The organism is Methylomonas sp. EFPC1 (assembly GCF_016925515.1).
GTDB lineage: Bacteria > Pseudomonadota > Gammaproteobacteria > Methylococcales > Methylomonadaceae > Methylomonas > Methylomonas defluvii.
This window is the reverse complement of record NZ_CP070494.1, coordinates 1-21026: the sequence shown is the minus strand read 5'-3', so window position 1 is coordinate 21026 and position 21026 is coordinate 1. Positions and strand designations below refer to the sequence as shown.

The following is a 21026-nucleotide window of genomic DNA, read 5'->3' as shown; positions in this document are numbered from 1 at the left end:
TACTCATCCTTCCGAAGTGGATTTAGTCGTTAAATAAAGTTTTTTCATAGCTCTATAAAAAAAAATGAGAAATATGAAAAATGGAATTGCCATTGGGATGTATTCTCTATATTTGAAATGCTCTTCAAATAAACTTTTGCTTTCCTCGATACCATGAAAGAAGCTTTGTCCTTCCCACGTATCTGAATTGTTAAATTCATTTTTATGAATTGTGAAGTTTTCTTGGAGTGAACCGTATATTGGATGAAACCAAAATTTACCAGTTGCACCTTGTATAGAGTTTTTTGGAAAACGTTCATATCTATCACCTGGCAATCCCCAATAAATCTCATGTTTACCGGAAGAGTTGACTACATAATAAGTAGGCGGGGCGCATGAGCCTCTTCTACATTTTTCTTCACCCTCTACGTATACAGTTCCCTCGTAAATAACAGCATCTTTAAGCTTAGGGAAATTTACAAAATTACTATAAACCTTACATAAAAAAGGTTGAGCTGGGATGAATAATTTAAAGCCCAATAAAAGCCATACTATTAATATAAAAATATTCTTTACCGCATTCATTATCCTACTCATGAAGTTATTCTCCATACAAGCCCATAAGATGCGCTGATAGGATGCTGCCGACGTAAGGAGGCGCATCGCTCGCGTTACTCGACACCTTGAATTTCATATTGCTCATTACTTCCCCAATCATTTGAATAAATGCCGCGTTTCACAAATTGATGAAAACTGGAATGCGGCCAATCCATCACCCGTTTCACATATCCATGCTTCACCGGATTCCAATGGATATAATCGATATGCCGATTTAAATCATCTTGGTCTTCGATTAAATGCGCCAAAAACCGTCACTGCCACTTGTGCCCTTCGGGTAAATACCGCGTTCACGCCGTTTTTGACGACTTTTTGAAACCCGTTCACCGGTTGATATTTTTCTGGAAAAACATCCTTTCAATAAATTCCATCGTATTGAATAATCGCCATCATCTGCCGGCAATGTCCAAATGCAAGACCGTAAGGCGCAATAACCAACGGGCATTGCGCTTTATTGCTGCGCGTATCGTATTATTCAAATTCATATCTGCTATTCCCGTGATCATCCAAAGGGTTACTGCTTCCCAAAAGACCTGAAGACATCGAATCGATTTATCGTGCAAGATGTTGTTGGTATCCGTAAGCCCGGATGAGATGCTCAAGTTTAAATTTCTTCCATCTGATCAATAACAGTCTTTATTTTAATTAAAAAAAACGACCTATGGTCGTTCCGCAGCGCGCAACCAGTCTTGTAAACCATCAACGCCAATTGTCAGAAAAGAATCTTGAAGGGCAATAACACGCTGTAACATAACGCCTTGGTCAGATTCTTCCCGCTCCTCTGCTTCTCGAAACAACCTCGTTAAAAGTTGTGCAAATACCCCAAAATCATACAAGCGATGATTGCTACGTCGGACAAATACAGTAAATCTCTCAGCTGTGGCCAATGCTTCATCAGGGCTATTCAAAGAAATAGCATTCAGCCAATCGTCAAACCCATACAGATCAAAACGCTGATCGGTTGTTTTCTGTTCGATTGCGGAAAAGTACAAATTAATAATTTCCAAAGAAACACAAGTGAATGGATCGTTCTTCCGAAACAACGAAGACATTTCTGCAGCAACTGAAATTGGGATTTCGCCTGATTGTTGCAAACCTTTCAATATCCCGAAAAAGCACTGCTCGCGATGATGTGCCACGTTTTCATGATGGGTCCACACTGATGCCGCGCCTTTCCAAGCATCAATACTATCGAGCGAGCATAACCTGGCAACAAAATCATTTAATGAAATATGACCTAAAAATGTTGCCAGGGCAGAAATTCGTCCCCAAGCTTCCAGTGATTTCCCAGTTGTGGAAGTCACGATGCGCTCCAGAATGGGAGATACTTGCGCAAATTGATTGTGATAAGTGTAATAGAGGCAGGGCTCAGCAATGACCCAGAGGCGCTCGTCATCATCCTCCAACGCCAAATGAAAAATTTCCCAACCTAATTTAGGTGAGTAACTTTGAAAATAAGGTAACCGACGCAAAATTAACGCGCGAATGGCCGGGCCGGGGTCGCGAGCAAGACGTCTCAGTGTTGGCACCAGTATTTCAGGAAATTGTCGACATTTTTCTGACCAGTTGGTCGCAAGTATCATGACGGCCTCAGCCACCTTGCCACGGGCCATATTGATTCCTACACCAATAAGATCATCCCAATCATTTTCCACCTCCCAAAAATTCAAGAAGCCAATAGCTATGAAGAGCAATCGAGACGCGTCTCGATCGTCATCAATTACGTTTGCGCAGGCTTCAAGTGCTTCAGCGGCTGCCCGGCAATGATGCCAATGTGCGGAATGCCGTTCGAGTTCATCAAGAATCAGGCTTGCCAAGACTTGCGGATTAGGTTCATCAATCGGCTTCCATTCGTTGTTACTTGGATGATGATTTCCGAAGCGATAGGCAAGATAAGTAGCCGCACCATCTAGGATGTCATCCGTGAAACGATCAGGAATATTCTGCCAATGTTTTCTATCAACGATGCAGCACTGATTGCTCAGCAAAGGATTCCGCCACTAGGTTTTCGATCAGCCATCCTGCCAACTACACCAACCAAATCCTTCGGCAAACCGTGTGCTGATCTAGCTTCTGGCGTCAGGCAATTTGCATATTCTCGACTCTGGATAAACATAGAGGCTAGATCAGCGCGATTTTCCAGGGCTTCCTGCAACTCAAGCAGTACGCAAGTCTTTCCTGAACCTGGAATTCCGCTGACCAATATCGAACGATCTGATGATTCAATAGCCGCAATTAATTCATCAACAGTATCGATGTGTAAGCGCTTGCCAGCGATATCGCGACGCCAATGCCTACCAACTGCTGAAGCGTTAACAAATGAGTGTTGCAACTCTTGCTGAGAAATTGGTGAAACTCGAGTTGCACCCGATTTTTCCAATATTTCACATATATCGGCTTTTGTTAGCCGATGTGACGGTTGAGCGGAGGAAGCTGAACGATAGGTACGAGCACCAAGCCTATCTAACTTTGCCCACAAAACATCAAATGCGGTATTCGCGTTAGAGACGTGGTTATTTAGACGCTCTTTTAAAAGTTCTTCCGCACGTTCAAATTCGTTCGAAAGTTCAAATGTAGTGCGTTGAAGCCAGTCGTAAGTCGTTAGGCCAGATGCATTGCACAAGTATTTTGCCAAGTCAGCATCCGTCTTTTGATGCTCAGAGCTTAGGCTTTGGCGATAGGCCTTATCGTTGGGCTGAGTCCTTGCATGCTCTCGCAATTTTGCAAGAGCACCAAAATCATTCCGCGAATAGAATTTGACTCGAGAATTTTGATTATCCGCGAGGAATTGCGCGGCCTTTTCCAATTCATCGCCCAAGTCAGAAATTAACCAAGGCTTAAAGTCTTTCTGGTTCTTTTTACACTGACAACAAATCAAACTGCCATCAATACAACCAATCACAATATCGTCGACAGATACAGTTTTTCCACCCGCATCCAGAGAAGTTGAATCAATCTCCAACCATTGATATTCATCGCTTGCATAGATGCTTAACGCCCATTGAAACGCGATTAATGTTTGGTAGTGATCACCACGATTCGATCGAACGCCAGCAAGACTCAAAATTTTCTCTGTTCAATCCAAATAACAAAGTTAACAAACAAATTTCTGTAACTAATAACTTGTGAATTGATAAAACCAGGTAAACCATTGGATTTACCTGGTTTTAACGTAAAGCCAAATTTTAAGAATGGCTGAAAAACAAACTGTCGGATTATTTCATTTTTTGTGTCACTAGTTTTTCACTAATTTGGCACACTTTTCACTTTTTGTGTCACTCGACATGTCGGATCTCATAATTTCTGAAAAACTGACCTTCATAAAAATCAACCAGTTGCATAAATTATGAGATTTTCATTTCTTTAAAAAATCTCATAATTAAAGGTTAAAACCTAACAAAATCTCATAATTTTTGATAAATTGATTTTAATCATTAAAATTCAATATCTTACAAAAAATAAACCAATCTAGTAACACATTACGTGTGCACAAACCCGCATGAACTCGCAGTAACAGGCAATTATCAAAGTCCAACTGAGACCAGTTGGACTTTGATAATTGGTGGTGGTGTCGCCACTTGAAACAAACCGCGTCTGCTCTGCTATTGCGAGTCGATGCAGGCTGTTGCGGGTTCGTTAGGGAAGTAGTTTTTTACGGTCTTTTGAAGCGCCACAAACCTACTGTTTTTAATGAGGTTTCGCAGGCTGGTTTGGCAAGTAGTTCAATTCCCGATTCCATAATTGAACCGAGGTCCATTTTGGATCAGCGAAGCTCATACCAAACACCGCGACCACTACCAAGCTGATTGAGGTGTCCCAGCTCAACCAACGCTCTGAAGTGTTGCTTCAGGGTGTTTCGACTGCTTCCAGTTAGTCTGATGGCATCTGCCATCGTCATGCGACCGTGTTCTCGAGTGAATTCGACAATCTGCAGCGATAGCTCGGGCAACGGCGCCAGAACCAATTTTTCACGCTCAACTTTTTTGTTGAGGCGACGCATTTGCTCGGCAAGCGAACGCAAGAAAAACAAAAGCCAAGGTTGCCAGTTCGGCGCTTCGGTTCGAATCGTTCCTTGGGTCTGTCTTAACGCCAGATAGTAGGCTTCCTTGTTCATTTCGATGACGCTTTCCAGCGAGCTATAAGGCACGTAGCTATAACCTGCTTGTAAAAGCAGCAATGTGGTCAACACCCTACTCAATCGGCCATTACCATCTTGAAAAGGATGGATTTCAAGGAAAATAACTACCCACAAACCAATCAATAACAACGGATGCAATTGCGCTAAACTGCGTTCTGCCTGAGTCCACGTGACCAATTCGGTCATTAATCTTGGGGTATCAAAGGGCGTAGCGGTTTCGAATACCACACCAAGTTGCAATCCGTTTTCGTCAAAAGCAACCACGCTGTTGGAGGATGATTTGTAGTTGCCTCGATGCCAGGAATCCTTTTCGCTGTAGACCAGCAGGTCGCGGTGCAATTGCTTGATATGGTTCTCGGTCAGCGCGATGTCCGCCCAGGAAGCAAATACCAAATCCATGACTTCGGCATAACCCGCCACTTCCTGTTCGTCTCGTGTGGTAAAGGTCTTGATCTGCAAATTCGACAACAAGCGCTCAACATCGCGGTCGGATAATTTGCTGCCTTCAATGCGAGTGGATGACCCGATGCTTTCAATCGTTGCGACTCGTCGCAATGCGGAAAGGCGATCAGGCGCCAGTGTGCCCAATGCACGCCAGGCACCTTTGAACTCATCAATTTTGGCGATTAAGCCAAGAATCTCCGGGGTAATCTGGATGGTGTCAGAGTTTATCATGTGACCAATCTTACGCCCAATAACACCCATTATCCATAAATACACCCATTTACACCCAAAAGCGGCAATTCCATGCTCTATACAGGTTTTTGCGTGGAGTGTTTCATGGAGAACAAACAATGCCCTGCATGTGGCCAGCTATTTCAACCTCGACCACAAACTCCACATCAATCCTATTGCTCAGCTCCCGGTTGCCAGCGCCAGCGTAAAAAGCAGTGGCAGCGGAACAAGTTGCAGAATGACCCTGATTATCTGGATAACCAGAATCGCGCACAGCAGGCCTGGATTGATCGCAATCCTGACTATTGGCGCCAATATCGCAAATCACATCCAAAGTATGCCGAGCGAAATCGAGCTTTGCAACGGGGTCGAAATCGGCAAGCGGCTACCCGCTCAATTGCAAAGAGGGACGCGTCAATTCCAGTTAATTCGCTACCTCCAGGCATCTATCAGCTGAGCCGCAAGTCAGACGACCCTATTGCAAAGATGGACGTGTGGATCGTAGAGATCACGGTGCATGCCTGTGTTTGCACGGATTCCGTGAAAATTGCAAAGAGATGACCTGATAGACATTACCAATGGCTGATATTACCGTTACACGTAAATAAGTCCTTGAAACTGGACACATCTGATCCGAATTGACTGGCTTTGGATCAGGCTGAACAAGGACAACATGCAAATTGGCGCTTACGGGATGGGCTATGCAATCAGACGATACCAATGAAACCGATAGTGGGCATCCTCCTGCACTTAAAGCCGCTCAATACGTGCGGATGTCGACGGAACACCAACAATATTCCACGGAAAATCAGGGTGACAAAATTCGAGAATATGCCGCCCGACGTAACCTGGTAATCGTGCGAACTTACGCTGACGAGGGTAAAAGCGGATTACGGATTGATGGTCGACAGGCTTTACAGCAATTGATCAAGGATGTCGAAGCCGGTACTCAGGAATTTCAAGTCATCTTGGTTTATGACGTTAGTCGCTGGGGGCGGTTTCAGGATGCCGACGAGTCGGCTTATTACGAATATATTTGCCGCCGCGCCGGCATCCAGGTCGCCTATTGCGCTGAGCAGTTCGAAAACGACGGCTCACCGGTATCCACCATCGTCAAAGGCGTCAAACGCGCGATGGCCGGCGAATACAGTCGCGAACTATCCACCAAAGTATTTGCGGGGCAGTGCCGACTGATAGAGATGGGCTTCCGCCAAGGCGGACCTGCCGGTTATGGATTACGCCGGGTATTGATTGATCAATCGGGCGCACACAAAGGCGAACTAGCCAGAGGCGAACATAAAAGTCTACAGACCGATCGAGTCATTCTGATGCCGGGTCCGGATAATGAAATTAAGGTCGTCAATCAGATGTACCGATGGTTCGTCGATGAAGGCATCAGCGAAACCGAAATAGCCAATCGACTGAATGAGCGAGGTGTCCGTACCGACCAGGATCGTCACTGGACGCGCGGTACCGTTCGCGAGGTCCTGAGTAACGAGAAGTACATCGGGAATAATATTTACAACCGCATATCCTTCAAACTAAAAAAGCTTCGCATCGTTAATTCGCCGGATATGTGGATCAAGAAGGAAGGCGCTTTTGAAGGCATCGTTTCCCCGGAGCTGTTCTACACGGCACAAGGCATTATTCGGGCGCGGGCACATCGATACAGCAAAGACGAACTGATCGAAAAACTGCGCAATCTCTACGAACGCCGAGGCTTCCTCTCAGGGCTGATCATCGACGAAGCCGATGACATGCCGTCCAAAGCCGCCTACGTTCACCACTTCGGCAGTCTGATCCGTGCCTACCAAACCGTCGGTTTTAACCCTGACCGGGATTACCACTATCTCGAAGTGAATCAGTTCCTTCGCCGCCTCCACCCGCAGATTGTTTTGCAAACCGAACAGAAAATTGCCAACCTCGGTGGCAGTGTCGAGCGCGATCCGGCCACCGATCTGCTGCTGATTAATCGCGAGTTTTCAGTCTCTGTTGTCCTGGCTCGGTGCCAGACTCTCGATAACGGCCATTATCGCTGGAAAGTCAGATTCGATACCAGCTTGGCCCCAGATATCACCATCGTAGTCCGTTTGGACCAACCTAATCAGGCGCCTTTGGATTACTACTTATTGCCGAAGCTGGATTTCGGCATACCCAAGATCAGTCTCGGTGAACACAACGGCATTGAATTCGAAAGTTACAGGTTCCACACACTTGATTACTTGTACGGCATGGCCGAACGCAGCCGGATCCGGAGAGCGGCATGACCAAACAACATCGGCAAGGTAGTGTCCACATGATTCCCATTGAACTGATTGTGGCACTCAACCCGCGTGATCGTAATCATCGTGTTTTTGGCGAGATCGTTAACAACATCAAAACCATTGGCCTCAAGAAGCCCATTACGGTGACACCCCGCCTCTCTGCGGATGGCCAAGATCAATTCCTGCTGATTTGTGGCGAGGGGCGACTCAAAGCCTATCAAGAACTTGGGGAAACCAGAATTCCAGCGCAAGTCATTCAGGTCGACGATGAAGACGCCTTCATCATGAGCCTGGCGGAAAACATTGCCCGCCGCCAATGTCGACCGCTTGAGTTATTGGCCGGCATTCAGCAATTGAGGGATCAGGGTTATGACAAGGCAATCATTGCCAAAAAAACGGGGTTAAGCGCCTGTTATGTCCAAGGCATTTTGATGTTACTGGATCAAGGAGAAGAGCGGTTGATTGTCGCCGTTGAAAGCGGACGAATCCCTTTAAATACCGCGCTAGAAATTGCAAACGTCGGCAACGCCGAAAAAGATGTACAAGTCGCTCTCCAGGAGGCTTACGAATCGGGTGAGTTAAGAGGCAAGCAGTTGACTCAGGCGCGGAAGGTTATTTTACAACGCCAAAGTCTAGGGCGATCCATCGCACATGCAGCCCCGCGCAAAACGCCCAAAGAGGTTACGACGATCAGCTTGGTGAGAAGTTATCAAAAGGAAGTCGACCGCCAAAAACTGATGATCAAAAAGGCGGAATTTGCCCAACAACGTCTGATGTTCGTCGTCGGCGCCTTGCGAGAATTGCTCGCGGATGAAAATTTTACAACATTGCTGCGCGCCGAAAGCTTGGAAACGCTGCCGAAATACCTGGCAGAGCGTGTATCGGCGGGAGGCCATTAGCTGTGACAGAATTACCCCTCGGTTTTGAAATGTCACAATTGGTGATTCCGCTCGATCGGATTTTACCTTCTCGAAAAACGCCAGAGGGTTTGCTGAACTCCCGGAAGTTTAAGCAAATTCAATCATCAATTGCCGAAGTCGGCCTGATAGAGCCTTTGACCATCGGCAAGGCTAATAAAGCGACGGGGCACCACATTCTGCTGGATGGCCATATTCGGTTGATGGTGCTGCGCCAGTTTGAATATGACGATGCCCCCTGTCTCATAGCCACTGACGACGAATCCTATACCTACAACAATCGTATCAACCGGCTTTCTACCGTGCATGAACATTACATGATTCGTCGAGCAGTGGAACGCGGTGTCTCCCGGGAGCGGCTCGCCATTGCGTTGAACATGGATATCAGTTTCGTGGACAAAAAGCTCAATTTACTGGATGGCTTATGCGCTGAGGTAGTTGAGCTCTTGAAGGACCAGGAATTCTCGGCTTATGTGAGTCCGGTGCTGCGGAAAATGAAACCCATTCGACAATTGGAATGCGTGGAACTCATGGTGTCAGCCAACAATTTGACCGTGCCCTACGCCCAGGCATTGTTGATGGCGACGCCTGACAATTTATTGGTCGAACCCAGCAAAGCCAAGCGAATCAATGGCGTAACGCCCGAGCAAATCAGCAAAATGGAACGAGAAATGACTAATTTACATGGGCAGTACAAATTGGTCGAGCAAACCTATGGCGAGGTCATTCTAAATTTGGTTCTGGCCAAGGGATATTTGTCCAAACTACTCGATAATCCACAGGTGTCGCGTTACCTGCGGCTTCATCAGCCTGACGTGCTGGCCGAATTCGAGAACATCATCCAGACGGTATCGCTGGATAAATAAGGCTCATTGTCGGACAAGGGTATGAGCGGGCAATCGATGATTTGCAATATCCCAGCGGACGAAGTAGATATTGATCCGAATACGCAATGTCATGACGATTTCGAGATTCATCGAAATTCACCTCAGCCCTCCGAAATTTGTTTGTATGGGTTGGTGGGAGATGTGGCTAGGGCTGGCAGCACGGCCACAGAAACCAATCCTTACGCGATTGCCGCCAACTTCATGACCTATCTTTCCTGCGCCATTGGCCGTGGCCCGTATCTACCCATTGGTAATACCTGGCATCACGCAAGACTTTTCGTATTGCATATTGGTCGCTCGGGTCGGGGCCGCAAAGGCGATGCTGTATCGCTGACCATTCGACTCGCCCAGGCGATGCAACAACTGAAACCGGAGTTCGCACCGCAAATCCATCGCGGCGGCCTGTCTAGCCGCGAAGGTCTAGTGGCCCTGATTCACGACGGCTACCGGCACGGCAGACAAAATATTCCAGCGATTGATGACAAACGGCTCTGGGTCATTGAATCGGAATTCGCCAATATACTTCATCATGGCCGAGGCAAAGGCAACACGCTGTCAGCCGCCTTGCGTGATTGCTGGGACGGCATATGCCTGAAACCGGCCACCAAATCCAACCAGCTATATGCGAGTAATCCGCATGTTTGCATGAGCGGAGCCATTACACCGCATGAATTGATGGCATTGATGACATCCCGGGAAATGACGAATGGTTTGGCTAATCGGTTTTTAATGATTTGGGCGGAACGGTCTGAAATATTGCCATTTCCAAAAGAAACACCCCAGATCACCATAGATGCTTTGGCGTTACGGGTGATGCAGATTCTTGAATTTGCCCGAACCGCCAAGCATGATGATTTCCTAAGAATGGACCTGACACCACAGGCACAGCGACGTTACGCCCAATTCTATCTGGGCGAACTTAACGATAATAGCGCGGGTAACGTTTATAAGGAACCTCAACGATTTTTGACATCTCTACCGTATTATCACGCCCACGAAATTCATTCCACTTCCATTCGCTCTGCCGATACACTGTTTCCATATCTTGGTCTTTGTGCACGATATATTTACCGCTTGAATTGAAATCGGTAATCGAACCGATGACATCCGGCAAAACAGTTTCACCCGGCTCTAATCTGGCGCTAAATCCAATTTTTTGTAAGATTCCAGACTCGACTTGGTTAGCAGAAACAGACAGAATAATTTCCTGCCCAATTCTGAGGTTTCTTACATAACGATCAATATTTCTGATTCTTTTTTTACAGATATACATAATTTGTCCTGATTCAAAATAAATTGAAATGGTAATGGCAAAGTTAAAACAGCAAGGCAGTCGATAACCCAACCTTGCTGCCAACCTTTAACGTCTCGGCGGACGGCGTCTGTGCTGACAAACGTTTTCCCACTGGCCGAATCTACGGCGGCGGTATCTGCGCACAAACACAGTTTTCAAGGGAATTGCCATGGCAACCTCCTGTAAAAATGCTTCACAGGAAATAGACAAACTCGTAGCATCTGCTAAACTTTCAGGGCCTTAAAGCACACTACGAGGGCAAAGGGGAACCTGTACCACCCAATGCCTTGCCTGTTGGACACGTCAATGTCCTCAGGCAAAAATTAAAAAAAGGGCAAAAGCTCCAACTTTTGCCCTTTTTCTTTATCCTTGTTTTTCAAACAGTTCTCTTACACTGCCTCCCTTAATCAAGCGACTCAACAATCGCCAATCATTGGTTTGGTAGCGAACCCGGCCGGCGACAATGGCTGGATGGATTCTTAAATCATCGGCCAATTTAATCGCATCTTCTTGATCGTGCGAGATACTCACAGCGGATTGCATCCATATTTCTGGGGGAATAAGCGCATTACGCGCGCCTTCATCGGCCTCTTTTTCTTCCACGCTACTACGCGTTTTATCGTCCAGATTGTCCAAGATAAACGCATATTCTGGCGTCAAATGCTTAACGCAATACGAAAGCCAATCGCTCCCGGCTCAGCAACGAAGTGCAAATAAGATTAGTTGGCCTGTTAGGTTCTTTATTGGTGATGAACTCAGGATTACTGCGGATGACTTCGAGATTATTGTCTTTCAGGACGTTCAGTTCCGTCTCGTCGGATAAGGGCTTGAGCAAAGCCGTCCAATTCAATACCTCTTCTTCGCGGAAATAGTTGAATTGCGGTTCCAGATAAGACGGACTGGCATAAAACGCGCCCTGAATCGGTTGAACGTCGCCTTCGTCGTATTCCATGTTATTGGAGAAGATCATCAACTGGGTGACGTTGACGAAACGCTTGAACTTGGCGTTTTGAAAGCGTTTATTGATCCGGTCGCGTTCCGCCAATATGCCTTCGCGGTTGTTAGGCTTTTTAACTTCGATAAACACCAGCGGCATGCCGTTGATCAGCAAAGTGATGTCGGGCCGGAACTCTTCGTCACCGTTTTTATAGGTCAGCTCGGTAACGACATGGAAACTATTATTGTTGAAGTTCTCGAAGTCGATCAGCTTGGTGCCGGAGCGATCCGCTATCTTACTGTAGAAAGCTTGACCGAGGTCGTCGTTATCCAGCGTGAGTTTTACATCTGCCAACAAACGATCAACGTCGGCATCGGCCACGCCGGGATTGATCTTGCTGATTGCGGTTTTGAACAGATCGGGAAATAGGTTGGTCTCCAAATCCCATTGCTGTTCCTTCAGCGATAAGTATTGGTAACCGAGGCGAACCAAATGCAGGATGACTGGAATCTTGACGCGCGTATCTTCAGTGAACTTCATGTAATCCTTTATGAGAGGGTTAAGCCTGTTTATCACCACCGACCATTGCCATTCAATCAGCTGGTTGTATGGTTAGATTCCAAGTTCAAACTCATTATGCTGAATTTATCTTGATGACCTCAGTTTTAGTCAATTTTAGAGTTTTACCTGTTGTGCTGAAACGTAAATGAGGTGTGGTGGAACAATGACTCTCAGAATAATCGCTTCTCTATCTTTTTGGCGTACAAAAACTCAGCATTAAATATGGTCCGCCATTAGCGGACCACTTCGGAGCACGTTTAATAAATTTTGAGATTTCGTACAAGAATTCTGAGATTTATTTAAGAAATTATGAGATCTGACACACGACAACTAGTCATGTCGAATGCCAAATTAAGTGAAAAATGGTTCATTGAATTTAAAGCGGTTTTTCATTTTTTGTGTCATACACTATACCCTCTTTTGACACAAAAAATGAAAAACTCCGGATTTTGTGCCACTAATATTGAAAAATTTCGCACCCTTCACTTTTATAAAGCAAGTTCGGCCATTGCACTCACTCGTGTTAACCGGCGTGGATAATTCTCCGATTCTTGATCAAAATAAACATTCAACTTTTTCAGGTAGTTGGACAAGTTATTTTTTAAAGAACTTACGAAATTCGACATGGGGCCGATTTCTGGAAAAACTTCGACGCCGTTTAACACGCTAAATTGCAAATGCATAGCGGGATGTTTTTGGTGCGGCCGCAACTCCAACGTTGAATAGTTTCACCAGCCCCATGTAAATCAAGCCGCTCTTTGAGTTTTTCGTAACCCCATTCATCGGGCTTCCATGTAAGTAGAAATGTACTCATCTATTCTTTATTATTAGGTAACGCAAAGGTAAAGGGCGCGCCGCTAAGTGACGCTCAACGAAACCACTAAATCCTGTTTAAAAACAAACCTTCAACCCCCCCTTAAGGTGGCGCATCCCTTTGACCGCTGGGTAGGCTAAAGACCTCGGGCAACCATGCGCTCAACAAGCGCTGAGGGATGCACCCGATAAACACCTTGCCGATCGTATGAAGGACGCTGCTCCTCTGTAGCCAAACGCAACATTCCATCAACGAGAGCCGGCAAGTCGGCTTGCGCCAGTGTCGCAAAATCAGCCTCTAATGCAGCTTCTGGTTCGTGATTAATTAGCCAACTTCTAAAATCAATATCTAGTGCGGCCAACCACGCTGTTGTTTCATGCAAATCCGGGATCAGCCGTTGGCTATCAGGATGCAAAAGCACCTTTAACTTTTGCGAGGTAGGCACCGGACTTTTTGCGATGTACCAAGCGGCTAAAAATTCGGCAAAGGTGCGGCTGGCAAATTGAAAATGCTTACCGTCAACCCTAGCGAAGATTCCGGTCAATTCGAGGGTCTCTTTGACGGCTTCATCACTTATTTCCTGGCCCACCTCTTTGCAAGCTACTTGCTTGGCATCGAACAAACCGATTGGGCATTGAACACGCGGCCCGAACCAAACACTATTACAACCCTGCAAGACATAACCCAGCGCAATCTTAGTAGCGATTCGAAATCTATCCCCAGCCGGAATTTGGCTTTTGACACCATTGATTTGCCGCTCCGGACTATCCTCGCAGAGCAGTTCCAATCCTTGCTCGAAAATCTCGGTTCGCAACTTCGGTAAACGATTTTCTTTAAAAAGCCCGAGCATGAATCGCAACGTAACCGGCAGGGCTGCCAATTGCTCCACATTACGTTCAGTTACGGTATTTAAAAATCCTTCGGCATCAATTTGGCTAAGGTTTGCAGCTAGCCGTATATCGTCTTGACGTAATGGGCATAAGCGCCAAGACGCGACGGGAGATTCAGTAACTGAGCGCCAACGCCCCGAAAAGGCCTTTTCCAATCTTTCCGGCCAGTGAGATGGCCTGCAAGTAATGCGTACAAAAACCCGCTCGGGATGTTTGATCTTGTTAATAAAATTGCTGATTAGCCAATCCCCTGGAGCTGGGAGCGTGCATTCGTCAAAGCTATCGAGGAGTATCCATAAACGCCGCCCTTGTTCAACAAGCTTAAATGTATCCGAATCGAGCAATCGCTGTTCAGAGCCAGGGACAAAGGTTTTAAGGTCTTCAAAAATGACTAAATCTTCAAGGTGTTCCTTTTCGAGCCGTTTCCGTTCATCCGCTAAAGCGTGGCTTTTTCCATAGCCAGGTTCACCTAACAGAATCAATACCGGAATCTGACTTAACTCGGCAAGTTGTCTAGGAAGAGCTTGATAATAATGGCTGTCTTCGGCAGGCGGTAAAGCCAAGTAACCGCTTTGAACAAATACGCTGTTGCTGTTTCCCTCAGGGAACCAGTATCGAGGCCATGGGAAACAGCAGCTTGTATTAGGCAATTCCACCAATCCAAATTAAATTCAGATAAGCAGGTACCTCAAAACAAGTACCTGCTTTTTGCGATGCGATGTTCTTAGTCTGAAAAAATAAGCAAGAACCGTCGGATTATTTCATTATTTGTGTCATTAGTTTTTCACTAATTTGGCACACTTTTCACTAATTGTGGCATCCGACAAGTCAAACATCCAAATTCGCCACATCCAGCGCATTCTTCACAATAAAATCCCGACGCGGTTCCACCACATCGCCCATTAGGGTGGTGAAGATTTCGTCGGCGGCAACTACGTCGTTGATGGTGACTTGCAGCATGCGGCGGCCGTTGGCGTCGAGAGTGGTTTCCCAAAGCTGTTCCGGGTTCATTTCGCCCAAACCTTTGTAGCGCTGGATATGCTGGCCTTTTTTGACTTCTTTCATCATCCATTCGAATGCTTGCTTAAAGTTATCCACTTGCTGTTCGCGTTCGCCCATGCGCATGACGGAGGTTTCGCCGAACATGCTGAGGGTTTTTTCCACGTAGCGGGCGATTTTTTGATAATCGTTGCCGGCAAAGAACGGTGCGTGCAAAACAAAGCTTTTGGTGATGCCGTGCAAGCGTTTGCTGACTTCCACATCAAAATCATCGCTCCCGCGATATTTTAATTGGGTGCTGAATATAGCCTTATGGCCGCCTTCGTTCAGATTTTTTTGCAGTAAATCCAACCAGGCTTGCAGCTTTTGCTGGTCGGCTTTGATTTCGTCGCTTAACACCTGCATGTAGGTCATTTGCTCCAGGTACAGGTCGTCGTAGCGTCTGGACAGGCGATTGATGATGCTCATCACGTCGGCAAATTCCGTCGCCAGTTTTTCCAGGCCTTGGCCTTGGATCACCGGGGTGTCGGCATCGGTTTGTAGTTGAGCTTTGTCCAACGCCAATTGGATCAAGTATTGGTTTAAGGCGTTGTCGTCTTTGACGTAATGTTCTTGTTTACCTTTTTTGACTTTGTACAACGGCGGTTGGGCGATGTAGATGTGGCCGCGCTCGACCAGCTCCGGCAATTGCCGATAGAAGAAAGTCAGTAGCAGGGTGCGAATGTGCGAGCCGTCGACGTCCGCGTCGGTCATGATGATGATGCGGTGGTAGCGGAGTTTATCGATGTTGTATTCGTCTTTACCGATGCCGCAGCCCAACGCGGTGATCAGGGTGCCGACTTCTTCCGAGGAAATCATTCTGTCGAAGCGGGCGCGTTCCACGTTAAGAATTTTACCTTTCAACGGCAGAATAGCTTGGGTACGGCGATCACGGCCTTGCTTTGCTGAGCCGCCCGCCGAGTCCCCTTCCACGATGAACAGTTCGGACAAGGCCGGGTCTTTTTCCTGGCAATCGGCGAGTTTGCCGGGTAAACCGGCAATATCCAGGGTGGTTTTGCGGCGGGTCATTTCCCGAGCTTTTCTAGCCGCTTCACGTGCTCTGGCTGCATCGATAATTTTGGCGGCAATGGCTTTAGCGACTTGCGGTTGTTCCAGTAAGAACTCTTGCAGTTTTTCGTTCATGGTCGATTCGACCAAGGGTTTGACTTCCGATGACACCAATTTGTCTTTGGTCTGCGAGGAGAACTTGGGATCGGGGACTTTCACCGATAACACGGCAGTTAAACCTTCGCGGGCGTCGTCGCCGGTGGTGGCGACCTTTTCTTTTTTAGCCAAGCCGTTGGTTTCGATGTATTGGTTGATGGTACGAGTCAAGGCGCCTCTAAAGCCGGCCAAATGCGTACCGCCGTCGCGTTGCGGAATGTTGTTGGTATAGCAGAATACGTTCTCTTGGTAGGAGTCGTTCCATTGCATCGCCACTTCCACCGTGACGCCTTCTTTCTCGGCGACAAAGTGAAAAACTTTTTCAAACAATGGTGTTTTGTTTTTGTTGAGATGTTGGACGAAGGCACTGATGCCGCCTTCAAATTCGAATACATCTTCCTTGCCGGTTCTTTCGTCGCGCAAGGAGATTCGCACGCCGGAATTCAAAAACGACAGTTCGCGCAAACGCTTGGCGAGGATGTCGTAGTGAAATTCGATATTGGTGAAGATAGTTGGGCTGGGCTTGAAGTTGATGTAGGTGCCGCTGCCCTCACAATCACCTATCACCGCTAGCGGCGCTACGGGCTCCCCGAGCACGTATTTTTGCATGTGCAGTTTGCCGTTCTTGCGGATCTTCAACGTTAACTCTTCAGACAAGGCATTCACCACGGAGACGCCTACGCCGTGTAAACCGCCGGAGACTTTGTAGGCGTTGTCGTCAAACTTACCGCCGGCATGCAGGATGGTCATAATTACTTCGGCGGCGGAGCGGCCTTCTTCCTTGTGTATATCCACCGGAATACCGCGACCATCGTCGTAAACGGATACGGACCCATTTTCATGAATAACGACATCGACGCCTTTGCAATAACCAGCCAGCGCTTCGTCGATGGAGTTATCGACCACTTCGAACACCATGTGATGCAAGCCGGAACCGTCATCGGTGTCGCCAATGTACATGCCTGGACGTTTTCTGACCGCATCCAAGCCTTTTAGTACGGTGATATTCGAACTGTCGTAATTTTCACTCATGGGTATATCCATTGTGTTGTGTTTTACCGCAACGATGCCCGGTCTTCATGTCACGCATGAATCGGTTGTATCGTGTGTGATGGGAGTTGTTAATTTTTATTATTTGTTCCACGTGAAACATCAAAATTGTTTTACATCGCCTTGTTCCACGTGAAACCATTTATAGTTTTCTACTGTACTTAAGTCGCCAAAATCAGCTATATCGGTACTGCTGATAAAAACCTGGCAACTCAATCCAACGAGGTATTTTATCAATTTTGCCCGGTTTTCTGTATCCAATTCGGACGCTAGATCGTCAATGAGAATGACGCACGAGTATGGGCTTTCCTGGTTTAATAAAGTCACTTGCGCTAACAACAAAGCCAAGACCAAAAGCTTTTGTTGCCCGCGTGACAGATAGTCTTTCGCCAGTCTTTTGTTTTGATAAGTTTGAAAATCCGCCCGGTGCGGGCCGCTATGTGTAAAGCCATAGCGCATATCTCGGTCTAGATCGTTTTTCAAAATAAAGTCTAAGGCTTGTCTATCGTCCCAGCCTGGCAAGAAGCGTAAATCGACATCATCCTTATCCAAAAAATGACCAGCCATTTCTAAAAACACCGGTTGCAAGCTGGCGACATAGGCCAAACGAAAATCGTTAATCACCTGCCCATATTCCACAAGTTCTTTGTCCCAGGCCGGAAGCTGTTTGATTTGCCGGGTTTTCAACAAAGCGTTGCGTTGCTGCAAAGCCTTATTAAACTTGCGCCAACAGGGCAGAAAGTTTTTGTGCTGATTAAAAATCCCCCAGTCTAAAAACTCTCTACGGATTTGCGGCCCGGAGTCCAGCAAGCGATAACTCTTGGGATGAATCAATTGCACCGGCAATGCGTAAGCCAAATCCGCTTTTTGCCGATCTTCCTGATCGATGCGGATCTGGCATTGTTTATTGTCAATCTGTATCCCCAACGTACTGACTGAACCGGACTGTTGCCGATTTTGTGCCGACACGGTCAATTGCGACTGTTCGAAAGAAATTGCCTGCTTGGTATGGGTCGTTCTAAACGAACGGGATCTACCCAAAATAAAAATAGCTTCCAGCAGCGAACTCTTGCCGCTGGCATTGGCGCCGGTGATGAAATTAATGGCGGGCGACGGCGAGATACTTGCGGAATGGATGTTTCTGACCGACAGCACATCCAGCTTTAACAAGGTCATAATCCCTGGACAACCTACATCCGCATCGGCATCACAATAAATTTAAATAAAGGCTGTTCGGGTTCTTCAATAAAACAACTGCTGGCATTGCCGGCTATGGTTAGCACCGCCATTTCGGAGTCCAAATTAGATACAGCATCCAACATGTACTGCGAGTTAAACGAAATACTCAACGGCTCACCTTGATAATCGATGATCAACTCTTCCTCGGCCTCGTCATGCTCAGGATTATGCGTACTGAGTTTCAGCAAATCGCCGGATATATCGAAAGTCACGCCCTTGTATTTTTCATTAGACAGAATCGCCACCCGCGTTAACGCATCTCTCAAGACTTGTTTTTGGATTAGCAAAGGACTCATAAAGCTTTGATTAAACACTTTACTGAAATCCGGAAACTTGGCATCGATCAGTTTGGAGGAGAACACTACATCCTTGTAATAAATTCGGATGTTGTTGCTGGAAAACTGGATGTTTAGTTCAGCGTCTGCATCGTCCAGCAAGCGGCTAAGTTCCTGCACCGCTTTTCTGGGCATGATAATGCGGGATTCATAACCGGTCGCTTGTCCTATATCGTCTTCATAAATCGACAAACGATGACCATCGGAAGCGACCAGCTTTAGCTTGGAATTACTCACGTTCAACAACAAACCGTTCAAGTAATAGCGTACATCTTGATTAGCCATGCAAAACACGGTTTTATCCAACGCCTTCTTGAATTTGCCGGCATTCAGCAAAAAGCTGTGTTCAAACTCTGACTCATTGAATTCAGGGTAGTGTTCAGCTGGCAAGGTACTTAAGGAAAATCTGCTGCGGCCGGAGACAACTTTGACTTTATCGTCTTGCAACTCGAAATGAATTTCCGCGCCATTGGGTAATAAGCGGCAAATATCCAGAAATTTCCTAGCAGGAACCGTGATTTCCCCGGAATGCGCTATTGATTCGATATTTAACTTAGCAACGATCTGGATTTCCGTATCCGTACCGGTCATGACCAGTTGCTCGTCGCTAGCCTGCAACAACACATTGGACAGAATCGGCATGGTCTGCCTTTTCTCGATAACGCTGACGATTTGCTGCAGCGGCGGCAAAATTTGATCTCGGCTAATAATAAATTTCATATAAATATCTTTTATATATTGTTACTACTATGTAAACAAAAAGCTGTGGAAAACCGGTTTTATCTAATTTAAATCAAAATCTTAGCATGTATCAAACATTGTTGCCGGATACCGTTTTAGCTTGTATGAGGTTTGTGGATAACCTGGATAGGGTATTTTCGGCACACTTTATCCACAACTTAAGCGCAATTAATGCGATAAGGTTCTCAACAGGTTTTTGTAATCTTCCGCCATCTTCACATCGTCATCTTTCAACTCAGCCACCCGCTTGCAGGCATTGATGACTGTGGTGTGATCGCGTCCGCCAAATGCATCACCAATTTCCGGATAACTGTGCGAGGTCAATTCCCTAGCCAGGCACATCGCCACCTGTCTGGGTCGGGTGATGGATTGTTTGCGGTTTTTTGAGGATAAATCGGCTACCCTGATCTTGAAATATTCAGCCACGGTCTTTTGAATGTTATCGATACTGATCAACTTGTCTTGCAAGCTGATCAAATCGTGCAACGCTTCCTTGGTAAATTCCAAGGTAATGTCGCGGCCGGTAAATTGTGAGTTGGCTACCACCCGCCGTAATGCACCTTCCAAATCTCTAACATTGGAAGGTATCCGCTTGGCGATAAAAAAGGCTATGTCTTGATCCAGATCCACACCGACCTGCATAGCCTTTTTAATCAAGATGGCGGCCCGGGTTTCCAGATCCGGCGGTTCGATAGCCACTGGCAAACCCCAACCGAAGCGCGATTTCAAACGATCTTCCAAACCGTCGATTTCCTTGGGATATTTGTCGCAAGTCAAAACCACCTGATGTTTGTTATCCAGCAGGTTGTTAAAGGTGTGAAAAAACTCTTCCTGCGAACGCTCCTTACCGGCCAGAAACTGGATGTCGTCCATCAATAAAATATCGATGCTGCGATAGTATTCTTTAAATTGGTTGATGCTGTTTTGTTGCAACGCCTTGACCATGTCCTGCACAAACTTCTCGGAATGCAGATAGACGATATTGGCGTCGGGCTTTTTCAACAACACCGCGTTACCGATGGCATGCATCAAGTGGGTTTTACCCAGACCGGAACTGCCGTAGATAAACAGCGGGTTGTAGACTTTGCCGATATTGTCGGAAACCGTCATCGAAGCCGCTCTGGCCAATTGATTGGATTTACCTTCCACAAAGCTTTCAAAGGTGAAGGCTTTGTTTAAAAAATTCGGTTGATTCTTCTTTTGCGTCGGACTCTTATTAAGTGCCGGTGCTTTGATGGCCGGCGATTTTTTACTGCCGATTTCAAACTGCACCGCCAAAGTTGCATTGGAAAATTCGTTTACGGAGTCTTCGATGATCGCGAAAAAATGCTGTTTGATGTGGTCGATAATAAACCGGTTGGGGGCAAGCAATTTTAACTGGCTGTCGCTTTCCACTGCTTGCAGCGGCCTGATCCAGGTGCTGAAATCGGTACTGGGAATTTCATGTTCAAGCTTGGCCAGGCAGTTGTTCCAAATCACACTCAT

General features: G+C 46.5%; 17 protein-coding genes. 5 read left to right on the top strand and 12 right to left on the bottom strand.

The window, feature by feature from the left end; translation table 11 throughout:
* Positions 1–3: 3 nt before the first annotated feature.
* From JWZ98_RS00085 to JWZ98_RS00065, 5 genes are all read right to left on the bottom strand, one after another.
* A complete protein-coding gene (locus tag JWZ98_RS00085) occupies positions 4–576 on the bottom strand; it encodes a hypothetical protein (protein WP_205452436.1) in 573 nt (190 codons plus the stop codon).
* Between the two features lie 74 nt (positions 577–650).
* Positions 651–845, bottom strand: coding sequence for a hypothetical protein (locus JWZ98_RS00080; protein WP_205452434.1), 195 nt, complete (start codon positions 843–845; stop codon positions 651–653).
* Positions 846–1256: 411 nt separating this feature from the next.
* Positions 1257–2585, bottom strand: a complete 1329-nt coding sequence (locus JWZ98_RS00075; RefSeq protein WP_205452432.1) for a hypothetical protein — start codon at positions 2583–2585, stop codon at positions 1257–1259.
* Positions 2579–3661 (bottom strand): hypothetical protein, encoded by a 1083-nt coding sequence (locus JWZ98_RS00070; protein WP_205452431.1) that lies wholly within the window; start codon positions 3659–3661, stop codon positions 2579–2581. Before JWZ98_RS00070 ends, JWZ98_RS00075 begins: the two co-directional genes overlap by 7 nt.
* Positions 3662–4360: 699 nt before the next feature.
* Complete coding sequence (locus tag JWZ98_RS00065; protein ID WP_205452429.1) at positions 4361–5530, bottom strand: Fic family protein; 1170 nt, start codon at positions 5528–5530, stop codon at positions 4361–4363.
* Positions 5531–5540: 10 nt separating this feature from the next.
* Between JWZ98_RS00065 and JWZ98_RS00060 the strand changes: the two genes are divergently transcribed.
* The 5 genes from JWZ98_RS00060 (at position 5541) to JWZ98_RS00040 (ending at position 10561) form a co-directional block, all read left to right on the top strand.
* On the top strand, positions 5541–5867 hold the full coding sequence (locus JWZ98_RS00060) for a hypothetical protein (RefSeq protein WP_205452427.1): 327 nt from the start codon (positions 5541–5543) through the stop codon (positions 5865–5867).
* 244 nt (positions 5868–6111) lie between these two features.
* Complete coding sequence (locus JWZ98_RS00055) at positions 6112–7677, top strand: recombinase family protein (RefSeq protein WP_205452426.1); 1566 nt, start codon at positions 6112–6114, stop codon at positions 7675–7677.
* Positions 7674–8573 (top strand): plasmid partitioning protein RepB C-terminal domain-containing protein, encoded by a 900-nt coding sequence (locus JWZ98_RS00050; protein WP_205452425.1) that lies wholly within the window; start codon positions 7674–7676, stop codon positions 8571–8573. Before JWZ98_RS00055 ends, JWZ98_RS00050 begins: the two co-directional genes overlap by 4 nt.
* A gap of 2 nt (positions 8574–8575) precedes the next feature.
* Positions 8576–9457 (top strand): plasmid partitioning protein RepB C-terminal domain-containing protein, encoded by an 882-nt coding sequence (locus JWZ98_RS00045; protein WP_205452423.1) that lies wholly within the window; start codon positions 8576–8578, stop codon positions 9455–9457.
* A 21-nt stretch (positions 9458–9478) separates the two neighbouring features.
* Positions 9479–10561 carry a DUF3987 domain-containing protein gene (locus JWZ98_RS00040; RefSeq protein ID WP_205452421.1) on the top strand — a complete coding sequence of 361 codons (1083 nt, stop codon included), beginning with the start codon at positions 9479–9481 and terminating at the stop codon, positions 10559–10561.
* 574 nt (positions 10562–11135) lie between these two features.
* Here the strand turns inward: JWZ98_RS00040 and JWZ98_RS00035 are convergent.
* From JWZ98_RS00035 to dnaA, 7 genes are all read right to left on the bottom strand, one after another.
* Positions 11136–11408 (bottom strand): hypothetical protein, encoded by a 273-nt coding sequence (locus tag JWZ98_RS00035; RefSeq protein ID WP_205452413.1) that lies wholly within the window; start codon positions 11406–11408, stop codon positions 11136–11138.
* A gap of 28 nt (positions 11409–11436) precedes the next feature.
* A complete protein-coding gene (locus tag JWZ98_RS00030; protein WP_205452411.1) occupies positions 11437–12249 on the bottom strand; it encodes a type I restriction endonuclease in 813 nt (270 codons plus the stop codon).
* Between the two features lie 971 nt (positions 12250–13220).
* Positions 13221–14537, bottom strand: a complete 1317-nt coding sequence (locus tag JWZ98_RS00025; protein WP_205452409.1) for an NACHT domain-containing protein — start codon at positions 14535–14537, stop codon at positions 13221–13223.
* Positions 14538–14802: 265 nt separating this feature from the next.
* Complete coding sequence (gene gyrB / locus JWZ98_RS00020; protein ID WP_205452401.1) at positions 14803–17208, bottom strand: DNA topoisomerase (ATP-hydrolyzing) subunit B; 2406 nt, start codon at positions 17206–17208, stop codon at positions 14803–14805.
* A 120-nt stretch (positions 17209–17328) separates the two neighbouring features.
* Positions 17329–18402, bottom strand: coding sequence for a DNA replication/repair protein RecF (gene recF / locus JWZ98_RS00015; protein WP_205452399.1), 1074 nt, complete (start codon positions 18400–18402; stop codon positions 17329–17331).
* A 14-nt stretch (positions 18403–18416) separates the two neighbouring features.
* A complete protein-coding gene (gene dnaN, locus JWZ98_RS00010; RefSeq protein ID WP_020484043.1) occupies positions 18417–19520 on the bottom strand; it encodes a DNA polymerase III subunit beta in 1104 nt (367 codons plus the stop codon).
* A 189-nt stretch (positions 19521–19709) separates the two neighbouring features.
* A complete protein-coding gene (dnaA, locus tag JWZ98_RS00005) occupies positions 19710–21026 on the bottom strand; it encodes a chromosomal replication initiator protein DnaA (RefSeq protein ID WP_205452398.1) in 1317 nt (438 codons plus the stop codon).

Coding starts and splice junctions, on each gene's coding strand:
- JWZ98_RS00085 (WP_205452436.1), bottom strand. CDS start 576: ATGAGTAGGATAATGAATGCGGTAAAGAATATTTTTATATTAATAGTA.
- JWZ98_RS00055 (WP_205452426.1), top strand. CDS start 6,112: ATGCAATCAGACGATACCAATGAAACCGATAGTGGGCATCCTCCTGCA.
- JWZ98_RS00050 (WP_205452425.1), top strand. CDS start 7,674: ATGACCAAACAACATCGGCAAGGTAGTGTCCACATGATTCCCATTGAA.
- JWZ98_RS00040 (WP_205452421.1), top strand. CDS start 9,479: ATGAGCGGGCAATCGATGATTTGCAATATCCCAGCGGACGAAGTAGAT.
- JWZ98_RS00030 (WP_205452411.1), bottom strand. CDS start 12,249: ATGAAGTTCACTGAAGATACGCGCGTCAAGATTCCAGTCATCCTGCAT.
- gyrB (WP_205452401.1), bottom strand. CDS start 17,208: ATGAGTGAAAATTACGACAGTTCGAATATCACCGTACTAAAAGGCTTG.
- recF (WP_205452399.1), bottom strand. CDS start 18,402: ATGACCTTGTTAAAGCTGGATGTGCTGTCGGTCAGAAACATCCATTCC.
- dnaN (WP_020484043.1), bottom strand. CDS start 19,520: ATGAAATTTATTATTAGCCGAGATCAAATTTTGCCGCCGCTGCAGCAA.
- dnaA (WP_205452398.1), bottom strand. CDS start 21,026: ATGAGTGTGATTTGGAACAACTGCCTGGCCAAGCTTGAACATGAAATT.